This is a genomic window from Streptobacillus ratti, assembly GCF_001891165.1.
Lineage (GTDB): Bacteria > Fusobacteriota > Fusobacteriia > Fusobacteriales > Leptotrichiaceae > Streptobacillus > Streptobacillus ratti.
This window is the reverse complement of sequence record NZ_LKKW01000003.1, coordinates 56,221-69,513: the sequence shown is the minus strand read 5'-3', so window position 1 is coordinate 69,513 and position 13,293 is coordinate 56,221. Positions and strand designations below refer to the sequence as shown.

7 protein-coding genes are annotated in these 13,293 nt (G+C 24.4%); all 7 read right to left on the bottom strand.

The features are described from left to right. Positions 1-401 precede the first annotated feature (401 nt). Positions 402-1,088 carry a Bax inhibitor-1/YccA family protein gene (locus BT993_RS01185; RefSeq protein ID WP_072592853.1) on the bottom strand — a complete coding sequence of 229 codons (687 nt, stop codon included), beginning with the start codon at positions 1,086-1,088 and terminating at the stop codon, positions 402-404. Between the two features lie 18 nt (positions 1,089-1,106). Then, complete coding sequence (thrS, locus tag BT993_RS01180) at positions 1,107-3,008, bottom strand: threonine--tRNA ligase (protein ID WP_072592852.1); 1,902 nt, start codon at positions 3,006-3,008, stop codon at positions 1,107-1,109. A 50-nt stretch (positions 3,009-3,058) separates the two neighbouring features. Then, a complete protein-coding gene (locus BT993_RS01175) occupies positions 3,059-3,673 on the bottom strand; it encodes a DUF4125 family protein (RefSeq protein WP_072592851.1) in 615 nt (204 codons plus the stop codon). A gap of 8 nt (positions 3,674-3,681) precedes the next feature. Further along, a complete protein-coding gene (locus tag BT993_RS01170) occupies positions 3,682-5,457 on the bottom strand; it encodes a DUF4037 domain-containing protein (protein ID WP_072592850.1) in 1,776 nt (591 codons plus the stop codon). 72 nt (positions 5,458-5,529) lie between these two features. Beyond that, complete coding sequence (locus tag BT993_RS01165; protein ID WP_143604223.1) at positions 5,530-8,907, bottom strand: S8 family serine peptidase; 3,378 nt, start codon at positions 8,905-8,907, stop codon at positions 5,530-5,532. 125 nt (positions 8,908-9,032) lie between these two features. Then, positions 9,033-12,080: a S8 family serine peptidase gene (locus tag BT993_RS01160; protein WP_072592848.1), complete on the bottom strand. Its 3,048-nt coding sequence runs from the start codon at positions 12,078-12,080 to the stop codon at positions 9,033-9,035. 173 nt (positions 12,081-12,253) lie between these two features. Beyond that, the gene (locus BT993_RS01155; RefSeq protein ID WP_072592847.1) at positions 12,254-12,982 is read right to left on the bottom strand and encodes an META domain-containing protein; all 729 of its coding nucleotides are present in this window, start codon (positions 12,980-12,982) and stop codon (positions 12,254-12,256) included. Between the last annotated feature and the right edge of the window lie 311 nt (positions 12,983-13,293).

Genomic DNA, 13,293 nt, shown 5'->3' with positions numbered 1-13,293 from the left:
GTACTTTTTTTACTTTTTTCTTTATTTTTTGTTCTCCCTTTAAAAATACCCCTATTTTTAGTTGATTTTTTCTAGTTTTTTAACTAAAAACAATTATGAAATTTTAATATTAATTAGTAGTTAAATATTATACACTTACTGATAACATTCAATAATACCTTATAAAATAAGAGACTTCCACATAAAATATTCAACTTTTTTAAATATATTCTCTATTAAACATAATCCCTATTATATGTAAAGTATATGTAAAGAAAAAATATATTGACCATGATAGATATTTAATTAAAAAACAAAAAGGGGTTAACTCCTACACTGCATAGAAGTAATCCCTTATAAGTTATAAATATAAATCACAAATACAATTTATCAATATAATTTAATTGTATTTTTTATTTTTATTAATCTCTTCTTTTACCAAATAATGATAGCATATAAAGGAATATGTTAATAAAATCAACATAAAGCATTAAAGCTCCAAAAATTTTAACCTTTTCTACCAATTCTGTATTTCCTTCATAATGTGCATCTAATATCATATTTTTAATTCTTTGAGTATCTACTGATGTATATATAATAAATATTAGTAACCCTGCTATAGAAAGTAGAATTTCTCCAACATTACTATTAAATATATAAATATTTAAAACAGACATAATTATCATTCCTAATAAAGCACCAAATAAATATTTTGCATATCCTTGTAAATTATTTTCTGTAAAATATCCATAAGCACTCATACCTATAAACATAGCAGATGATGCTCCAAGTAAATTGATTATAGATATAGTTTCATAAGTATACATTATTGGAATAAGTAGTATCCCCAAAAAGATTGAATAACCTACAAACACTAATTTTAAAACAAAAGAATTTAAATTTACAACTATATATCTAATAAAAAATGCTATACCCACCATTAATAATATTGAAAATCTTTGCATTCTAAATGATAACATTACAAGATTATTAGAATATAGTGAATAATACATAATACCAAAAGTAATTAAAAGTCCTATACCCATCCATAAATACGAACCCAGTATGCCTCTTTCTATCTTTTCATTTAAATTTTTTTCATTATACATTTGATTCTCCTTTATCAATTAAAATTTTACATCAATTTCATTAAGTAATTCAGATATGAATTCATCAACATTTTTAGTTACACTTTCATTTGAACCAAATCTTCTAACATTTACAGTATTTTCTAATACTTCATTTTTACCAATTACAAGTTGAACCGGTATTTTTTGATCTCCATTTGCTTCTCTTATCTTATATCCAATTTTCTCATCTCTAATATCTAATTCTGCATATATTCCTAAATCAACTAATTTTTTATGTAATTTAGTTGCATATTCTACTTGTTCAGCAGATATAGTCATTATTTTTACTTGAGTTGGTGCAAGCCAAACTGGGAATGCCCCTGCATAATGTTCTATTAATATACCCATAAATCTTTCAAGTGAACCAAACATCGCTCTATGTATCATTACAGGTTCATGTTTTTCTCCATCTTTACCTATATAGCTCATATTAAATCTCTTAGGTAAATTCATATCTAATTGAATAGTTCCAGTTTGCCAAATTCTTCCTATAGAATCTTTCATTTTAAAATCTATTTTAGGACCATAAAATGCTCCATCTCCTGCATTAATTCTATAATTTATACCTAATTCTTTAAGAGTTTCTTCTAAAGCTTTTTCAGAAATTTCCCAAACTTTAGCATCTCCAACGGCTTTTTCAGGTTTAGTTGATAATTCTACATGGAAATCAAATCCAAATAATCTATAATATTTATCATATAGATTTACAATTTCTTTAATACTATCTTTAATTTGATCAGGTGTACAGAATACATGTGCATCATCTTGAGTAAATGCTCTAACTCTCATTAATCCATGCAATGCCCCAGAAAATTCATGTCTATGTACATGTCCCATTTCAGCATATTTTAAAGGTAAATCTTTATATGAATGTAAATTATTTTTATATGCTATTATAGAACCTGGACAGTTCATAGGTTTAATTGCATAAACTTTTTCATCTATTTCAGATACATACATATTCTCTCTATAATTAAACCAATGTCCTGAAATTTCCCATAACTCTTTATCAAGCATTATAGGAGTTTTAATTTCATCATATCCTTGTTTATTATGTTCTAATCTCCATAATTGTTGTAATCTATTAAATAATCTTGTACCCTTAGGCATAAAGAATGGAAATCCTGGTCCATGCTCATCTAAAAAGAATAAATTAAGTTGTTTACCTAATTTTCTATGATCTCTTCTTTCAGCTTCTTCAACCTGTTTTATATACGCATCTAATTCATCTTGGCTATAAAAAGATGTACCATAAATTCTTTGTAACATCTTATTGTTAGAATCACCTCTCCAATAAGCTCCAGCAGAATTTAATAATTTAAATGCTTTAATGTAACCTGTAGAAGGTAGATGTGTTCCTCTACAAAGATCAACAAATTTACCTTGAATATATATAGTAAATTCTTCTCCTTCAAGTGAATCAAGTATTTCTACTTTATAACTTTGACCCTCATTTTCAAAATAAGCTCTTGCTTTTTCTCTGCTCCAAACTTCTTTTGAAAATTTTTCATTTAATTTAATTATTTTTTTCATTTCTTTTTCTATATTAACTAAATCTTCTTCAGTAAATGGTTTTTCTGTATCAAAATCATAATAAAATCCATTTTCTATAGCTGGTCCTATTGTTACCTTAGTATTAGGGAATAAACTAAGTACAGCTTCAGCCATAACATGTGCAGAACTATGTCTTAAAATTTCTAATCCTTTTTTACTATCAGTTGTTATTAATTCTAAAGTACCGTCTTTATCTAATTTATATGTGGTATCTACTTGGGTTCCATTAAAGAAAGCTCCAACAGTTTTCTTAGCTAAACTAGTAGAGATAGTTTTAGCAAATTCTATAACACTCGTACTCTCTACTTCTCTCAGTGCTCCATCTGGCAAAGTAATCTTTAACATTTTTCCTCCTAATTGTTATTTTCTATTTATAATTCTACCACATTTTAATACTATATTACAAGTGCATTTTCCACCGATTCTATAGATTCAAATCCTTTCATTTTTACAACTTCTTTATGAGTTTCATAAATTAAATTAATTTCTTTTTTTACACACTCATCTATATAATCTGAATAAAATAGCACCGTTTTTAAAGAATAACTAGATAATTCTCCTCTTAAATATGTTTGAACTGAAGCTTTTTCTAGCATATCTCCCTCATTTCTTAAAGGTCTACATAACTTTGAAAATTTAGGAAATTTTCTTTCAAATTCATCTCCCCAAGAAAGATATATCTTTTCTATTTTATTAATCAATACTTCTATACCAGGAGACAAAATTGGAAGTAGATGTTTAACTTCTTCAAATTCTTCTGGTGCTGAAAATTCCATCATTCTAATATATTTTTCTTCCAATAAATTTCTACCTATATCTTTTGCTTTTCTCAAATCTATAAGATAACTTTGCAATATATTAGTAGGTAAATTATCCCATTGTCCTTTTCTCATAACCTCAAATTCAGATTTATTATTCTGACATTCAGCAGGTCCACCTGTATTTTTTAGAACCTTAAACATTTCCCATTCTCTAGATATTATTTCATTTATTAATTTTTCTCTTTCCATATTATCTCCTAATCTTCAAATGCTGTCCATAATTTTAAAAATTCATCGTCTATATTTTTTTGTATTGATATTGCATGATTTATTAAAAAATATCCTTTTTCTTTACTTAATCCTTGCCTTTTAATTTCTTCTACAAGGAAATAGCATATTTCTTCCATTCTATTAGCCATTTGATGTTTATCAAGAACAGTATTATCTATTAATTCAAGCAATCTTTTTTCTATATCTTTACCTAGAATAGGTAAATCTCTTAATCCTCTTGCTGACCATTTATAGAAAGGCATATACTTAGAATTTAATAAATATACTAAATGTATTACATTTTCTATAAATATACTTTTTGACATATTAGAGGCAATTTTATCTTCTCTTTTCATTAATCTCAAATAATTATATTGACCACTTTGGGCAATACGAGTACATACTGTAGCTATCTTGTTTTCTCTAATAACATTAGGATAATATTTTAATACAGATAACATATCTGTAAATTCTTCATTCCCTGCAAAAAATATTTCTCCACTAGTTAATGAAAATAATGAATGTTCTGGTATTTTTCTGTAATCCTCTATTGTTAAATCTGTATTTTCTTTCCCTATAAATCTATATAAATAATCGCTTATTTTTTTTATTCCACGTCTTTCATTTACCACATCATTATTTACATGTTTTATTCCTAAAAATTCCTGTGGTAATGATAATAAGATGTCTTCAAGCTCTTTATGATATTTTTCATAATCTTTATCATTTAAAAAAATTGTTGGCATAAATGTATAGTCATGATCTTTTGAATATTCATCATCATATCCTATCACTTCTGAACCCTCACCTATTAAAGCTATAGTAATTTTAGATAATAGCTCTTCATTTTTTTCTTTAATTTTAGGTAAAATATATTTTATAGTGTATTCTCTTGATTTATCTATAAGTTTTGAATCATTTGTAGCTTCTATTTCTATTTTTTCCTCACTTTTTTTAACTATATCTCTAATATATTCAACATTAGATAACAGGTTTTTATAATTCAAACTATTTTCTCCAAAAGATTTTTTAGTAATATCTAATGCCATTTCAAATATATTTAAAGCACTTACATAATCTTTTTCTTCAAATTTAAGTATAGCCTTATTATTAAGTGCTGCACCATACATAGAATGCTCTTTACCTAATGTTGCTTCATATATCTCTAAAGCATTATCTAAATTAGAATAAGCTTGTTTAAGTTTTCCAATTTCCTTATACGGCATAACTAGATTATTATATGTAGTTGCAAGTTCAACTAAATGTTCTGGCATATCCAATAATATTTTAAGGCTTGTTTCATGATACGGAATTGATTTTTCAATATTTCCCAAATTTTGATAAAAAAGTCCAATATTATTACATAAACCTGCATAAATATATTCTTTTTGTATATTATTTTCATCAAAAATAGATAGAGTCTCCAAATATATATTTTCTATCTTATCTAAATCTCCTCTAAATCTATATACTTCAGCAAGATTTAATAAAGATGTTGCATAAGCAATAGATCTTTTACCCTCTCTAATTTCTATTAATGAAAGAGCTTTTTCTAAATTCTTAATACCTAATTCATATTCACCTATATATTTAGAAGCTCCACCAAGTTCATTTAAATAATAAATATGTTCATTAGATATCTCTCCATAAATATCCTTAGCCATTTTTACTATTTCACATAATATTTTTACTTCAGATACATTATCTGATTTTTTTTGAAATTCTTTTCTCTCATTAATCAATTCATCAAATTTATTTAACATATCTACATCCTTTTATTTAAATTATATCATAAAAATATATAAAAAATGAGAATTTTAAAAATTCTCATTATTTTAAAAATTATAGTCAAATCCTAAATTTAATCCTAAATTAAGTTTACTACTTAAATTAACTTTTCCTACTACATTTAATCCTTCCATAAAACTTAGTTTTATTCCTAAATTGTAATTTGCACTTATTTTATCTAGTCCTTTTCCTATAGTTGTATGTAATTTATCAACTAGTTTTTGATTTAATTCTATATTTTCAAGACTATTATAATCAAAAACTAATCTGTTTTGTACACTAATATATTTATTTAACTTACTATCTACCTCTAATCCTAATTCCACATTATGATTCATTAACTTAGTTAATTCTATATCTCTTAAAGAGTTTACACTATCATTAGAAGAAGCAACAGCAGTTGTACTATCTTTTTTACCCCAAGCTACGATATAGTTAAATGTATATCCTACATATGGTTTCAATACACTATTTATATTATCAATATTTAATTCTAATCCTAATCTTACACCAGGATTTACACTTAAACTATGTAATATATTTGTTTTATTATTTGTATCTGTAGTACTATTGTATACATCACTTTTACTATATCCTATGTTATTATCAACATTAAGTCTAATAAGATTAAGGAATTTCATACTTAAATTACCACCTATATTATATAGGTTATTTATACTTCTTGCTTTATTACTATCTTTATTATTAAATACTACATCTCCATATTGATATATTCCATATAAATCTAACTTTTTATCCTCAGATAACTTACTTGAATATCCTAATATTGCTCCTACATGTTTATCAACAAACGGGCTAAATTTCTTATCATTTAATAAATTTGTTCTTGCATATGTGTCAAAGTAAAATCTATTTCCTTTTTCTAAATTACTAAGTATGATATTAGTTCTATTATACTTATTATCTATCTCATTTTTAATAATATTTCCTATTATACTTGCATAATTATCTCCAAATATATTTTTAACTTCACCTGCACTTGAACTTAATAACAATTTTTGTACAGCATAAGACATTGGTTTCATAGAAGTAGAATAATTATATGGTCCATTATTTACTTTATATTCATCAAAAAATTTCTTCTTATTTAAATCATAACTAGGTAAATCTTTTAATATTTTTTCATCAGTTAAATCACCTAATTTTTTAAACTCATTTTCTATATTATTTACAAACTGTATACTAACTATCTTATTTTCATTTATAACAACTGGTTTTAAAAATGGATTTGATATTTTATCTACAGTTTCTTCAGTATAATTTTCCATAACTAATTTAGGTCCAATAAATTTAGCTTCTTGTTTAATTTTTTCTAAATCTTCTTCTTTCAACCTTAAAGTGTATTTACCATTACCAGAAATTTTAAAATCTTTAACATTTACTTCTCTTCCACTAAATTCTATATCAGATGTATTACTTCCATATAGCTTTTCTATACTAGCACTACTATTTATTCTAACTTTACCATCTGTATATATATCTTTTAAATTTATTGTACTTTCTTCTTTTTCTTTTTTATTCTCTACAATTAAAGTTCCTTTATCAAATACAGTATAATTTGAATTACTTTCATTTCTTAAAACTAATGTACCATTTAATACCTGTGATGGAGCTGTATATAGTTGTTTACCAGTTAGTATTAACTTACCTTCACCATCTTTTCTTAATCCTGCTTGTGCTACATTAGAATAAAATAGCCTTTCACTTTCTAATACTTTTGGTATTCTATATTGATAGTCTTTAATTTCATGTGAATTATATTCTTTTTTACCTTTTATTTTTACAGTTTTACTATCTTTACTATTACCATCACCTTTCAATCCACTTACTATATCATTTTCAAAAGTATATTCTTTATCTTTCTTTATATCTACATAAAAATATCTATTACCCTTTTCATCAAATATTTTATCATAGTTACCTTTGAAATATTTCATCTCATCTATCAATCCAGCATTAAAGTCTGATGGTCCTTTTAATGCCTTTTCTCTATTTGCATTTCCCCAACCTACATTATCATCTAAATATCCACTAATATCATGATTAGCTGTACCAAGTATTACTTGTTTTACTTGTTGATATGTTAAAAATGGATACTTTTCTTTAATATCATAAGCAAGTCTTGCAATCCTAGGTGATGAGAATGAAGAACCAAACTTAGGGTAATATTCTTTATTTTCTTCTTCTAAAAGACCATTTTCTCCAACAGTAAAGCTTCTTAATAACATGGCTTGTGTTTGAAAACCAGTATCTCCTCCTACTAATCTATCTATATAGTAATTTGAATCTTTATCTATGTAAGATGTTTTAATGTGATTATATTCATCTCCCACTAAATTATGTTTTCTTTTAAAAGAATTTTTAACCATTATAGTTTCACTTCTGGAAAGTGCTTGCATCTCTGGAGACATTATCTGATATCTATTTAATATACTGTTAGAAAAATATTTTGTATTTATATCAACATGGTTTTGATTTCCTATAGCAGTTATTAATAATCTTTCATTATATACATGTGCTTTATCAAACAATCTATTAGTTAAAAATACACTTTTATTATTAGTAATAATATTATCTATTTTATCTATATATCTTGAATTTTCATATAAATACCAAAATTTATTATTAGTTTGGACTGATGAAAAAGACATATTTATGATACCTTTAAGGTTTGTACTATCACTTCCTCTAGCTAATGTTATATCTGTATTTTTACCTTTAAAAGCATTTTTTTCTTCTTCACTTACAACACCATCAGCATCTATATCCATAAAAGCTTCAACTACTAAACTAGCATGGTTTCTATAACCAGGATTATCATTAGAATCTTTAAGTTTCAAGAAATCGTATTTCTTTCTAAATTCCCCTTCATCATCTTTATGGAAGTACAATTCAAGTATAGTTACAGGATTGTCTCCCTCTTTTAATTGTCTTTCTGTTCCACTTACTTCTTCTAATACTTCATTTTTTCCTACATGTTTTTTTGAAGTATCATCTTCAATTGTTTTCCATTCAAGTTCAGAAGATTTACCTTTGAAATTTAGGGATTGAGAAGGTTCTAAATCTAAATTTGACTCAAAATTTTCTTCAGGCTTTGGTGCAATATCATTATGAGATTTATTTTTATTTTCTCTACTATTTTTATTTTCTCTACTATTTTTATTTTCTCTACTATTTTTATTTTCTCTACTATTTTTATTTTCTCTACTAAGGTTACTTGAAGATGACTTTCCATTAGAACTATGTCCATTATCACGTACATTATTTTGTACATTATTATTATTATTATTGTTGTTGTTTAAACTACTAGTATGTCCACTACCATTATATCCACTACTCTGCGGATTACTTATATCTTTTTCACTGATGTCAACTAGAGTACAACTAACAATAAAAATGGACATCAAAAAAAGTTGAAATTTTTTAAATTTCATAAAATCCTCACTTTATAATTTATCTATAAATATTATATATTCAATGTAAAAAATTGTCAATTATATATTTAAAAAGAGTCAAAAATCGCTATTCTTTAAAAATTATAATCTAACCCTAAATTTAATCCTATATTTAATTTAGAACTTAAATTAGCTTTACCTATTATATTAAACCCCTCTAAAACTCTTAATTTCACTCCTAAATTATAGTTTACACTTATTTTATCTAAACCCTTACCTATTGTTTTATGTAACTTTTCAGCTATCATTTGATTTAACTCTATCTTATCAAGACTATTATAATCAAAAACTAATCTATTTTGTATACTTATATTTTTATTTATCTTACTATCTGTTTCTATTCCAAATTCCACATTATGGTTCATTAATTTAGTTAATGCTATATTTCTTAATTTGTTTATTATATCCGTTTTACTATTTTCCTTATCTTTCTTTCCCCAAGCCAAAACAAAATTAAAAGTATATCCTGCATATGGTTTGAATATTGTATTTATTTTATTAATATTTATTACTACACCTAGTCTTAATCCATGATTAAAACTTAAACTATGTAATATATCTGTTTTAACATTTAAACTTTTACTTACATTACTATTATACACATCACTTCTACTATATCCTATGTTATTATCTACATTAAATCTAAATACATCAAAAAATTTATGACTTAAATTCCAACCAATATTATATAGATTATTTGTACTTCTAGCTTTATTACTTCCAGTATTATTAAATACAACATCTCCATATTGATATATTCCATATAAATCTACTCTATTTCCATTTTTTAATTTTCTTGAATAACCTAGTATTCCTCCTACATGCCTATCAACAAATGGACTAAATTTCTTATCATTTAATAAATTAGTTCTTGCATAAGTATCAAAATATATTCTATTTTCTTTTTCTAAATTATTAAGTATGATATTAGTTCTATTATACTTATTATCTATTTCATTTTTAATTACATTACCGATTATACTTGAATAATTATCTGTAAATAAATTTTTAACTTCACTTGCACTTGAACTTAACAATACAGCTTTTACAGAACTAGGCATAGCTTCAATTTTTCCATATTCATTAAAAAAGTTTTTCCTATTTCTATCATAACTTGGTAAATCTTTTAACTTATTTTCTTCTATTTCGCCAAGTGTTTTAAATTCATTTTCTAGTGTACTTACAAACTTTACACTTACTATTTTGTCTTCGTTTATTATAACTGGCTTTAAATATACATTTGATATATTTTTTTCTAAATCCTCATTATTTTTAAAATTTTTAATCTTTAATTCAGGTATTTCAAGTTTTTCACTATTTTTAACTATTAATGTGTATTCCCCTACCTTAAGTTCATCAATGTTTATTTCTTTTCCACCAAACTCTATATTAGATTTATTACTACCATATAGTTTTTCTATATGAGCTTTACTATTTATCTTTACTTTACCCTCTGAATATATGTTAGTTAATTTAATCTCTTCATCTTTATTATTTTTACTTTCAACATTTAAAGTAGCATCTCTATGTACTGAATAATCAGATTTACTATCATTTTTTAATGTTAATGTACCTTTTAATACTTGTGAGGGTGCTGTGTATTCTTGTTTACCAGTAAGTACTAATTCTCCCTCACCATCTTTTCTTAGTCCTGCTTGTGCTACATTAGAATAAAATAGCCTTTCACTTTCTAATACTTTTGGTATTTGATAAGAATGTTTCTTAGCTTGATAATCATCATACCAATATTTTACACCATTTATTTGTATTATACTATGAGTTGTATTCTTTCCATCACCATTCAATCCACTTACTATATCATTTTCAAAAGTGTATGTTTTACCTTTCTCTATATCTACATAAAAATATCTATTACCATTTTCATCAAATATTTTATCGTAGTTACCCTTAAAATATTTCATTTCATCTATTAATCCAGCATTAAAGTCTGATGGTCCTTTTAATGCCTTTTCTCTATTTGCATTTCCCCAACCTACATTATCATTTAAATATCCGTCTTTTGCATGATTTGCAGTACCTAATATTACTTGCTTTACTTGTTGATATGTTAAAAACGGATATTTTTCCTTAATATCATATGCAAGTCTTGCAATCCTAGGTGATGAAAAAGATGAACCAAATTTAGGGGCATCACCCTCTTGGTCTTCTTTTAAAAGACCATTTTCTCCAACAGTAGCTGCTCTTAATAATAAGGCTTGAACTTGAGGATCATCTTTTGTTAATCTATCTATATATTGAGTATTATTTATATCTGTATATGATGTTGGAAAATCACTATTATTTTTTATCAAATCATTATTTCTTTTGAAAGAATTTTTAACAAAAATACTTTCACTTCTAGAAAGTGATTGCATCTCTAGAGACATAACTTGATATATATTTAATATATCATTAGAAAAGTTTTCTATTTCCATAGTATTAAAGTTTCCATTTCCTATAGCACTTATTAGTAATCTTTGATTATACACATAATTTCTATCTATCAACTTTGTAGTTAAAAAATCTTCTAAACGATTTATATCTCTTGGAAATATTTTATCTAAATACCTACTATTACTTTGTAAATATGAAAAATTTTTATTATGATTAACTATGGCATAAGACATATTTATTATTCCTACAGCATTTAAAACATCTTCATCACGTTTAGCTAATCTTATATTTACATTCTTATCTTTGAAATACATTTTTTCAGCATCACTTACAACACCGTCAGCATCTGTATCCATAAATGCCTCAGTTACATCAAAAGCATGGTTATCAAAAAAACCAGCTTCTCTTTGAGAATTATAATTTATATCATATAAATTTTTACTTAAAAAATTATATTTATTTTTTGTTTTTTCATCTGTTTCCCTACTTAACAATAGTTCATATATTATGACTGGATTTTCATTTTCTTTTAATACTTTTTCTGCTTTTTTTACTTCTTCTAAATCTTCATTTTCACCTAAATTCTTTTTTGAAGCATAACTTGTTGAAACATATTCCACTGGCTTGTTTTTTAAATTTTTAACTATATATTCATCAAAATCATATGATGAACAACTTGTTAGTAGAAATAAAAATACAAAATAAAACTGAAATATTTTAATACTCATAAAATCCTCTCTTAATAGTAAATATGTAAATATTATACAATTAACTACAATTATTTGTCAATGATGAGTCTTTATTGGTAAATAAAAAAGATTAACCCTGTTTTTCACAGAAATTAATCTTTATATTGTTTAGGTTAAATTAAATATATCTAACTTTTTTAAGATACCATTTATTATTTTATTTCTTCAAATATTAATTTTTGATTATCTTTAGTATAAAGTATCAACATTTTATTTTCATATTTTATACCACTTACATTACTTAACATTCCTAAATATTTAGATTCAAGTGCCATAAGATTAGATTCTCCAGCCATTAAAGTAGTACCTATATTTTGTAAGAATAATACATTACCTTTAATTTCATAACTACTAAAGTATCTATTTATTCCACTTTTACCAAAAATATTATTTTCTTTGAATCCTATAGTAAATTCATTGTCTTTAAATTCATCATTAATTAATTTAAAATTCTTATTTTCTAAACTTTCATTATTTAATTCTTGTATATATACAAGTTTAATTCCATTTTTAGATTCAAGTACTAATTTTTCTCCTTTTTTACTAATATGTTTATTAGTTGATAAAGCATTTAAATATTCACTTTCTAAATCCATATCCTCTTGACTTCCAGCCATTCTAGTTAGATTTATATCATCTAATATTAATTTATTATTTTCTATTTTATATCCAGTAAAAAAATTATTTACTGAACTTTTACCTGATAATTTTTTAGCTCTAAATTCCAGAGTCATTCCTTTACCTATAGTATCTAAAATGTTATTTTCTGTATATTCTATAGTTTCAAGGACAAATTCCTTATTTTCAACATCCAATGGTTTAATACTAGTACAAGCAAATAATGTTATTGCTGATAATATTGTTAAAATAATCTTTTTCATAATAATTCCTTTCCATACCTTATATATATGACACAATTATACTAAATATAAAAGGATATTACAATATAGTTATGAATATTCTAAGAAAAAGATATAGATTTAAAAAGATTAGTAAAAAAAATAACTTATTTTTTAAAAATAAAATCATATTCATAATATCTTTAGATGTAATACATTTATTTTTTATACTTTTCTAATGTTTTTTCATTTCATTGTATTATTATGTAAGTTTATGAATGTCTTTTAAATCTTGTTTAAGTTGTTTTTGGACATTTACTTTTAAAATTTAGGTAATACAAAATGAAAACAAT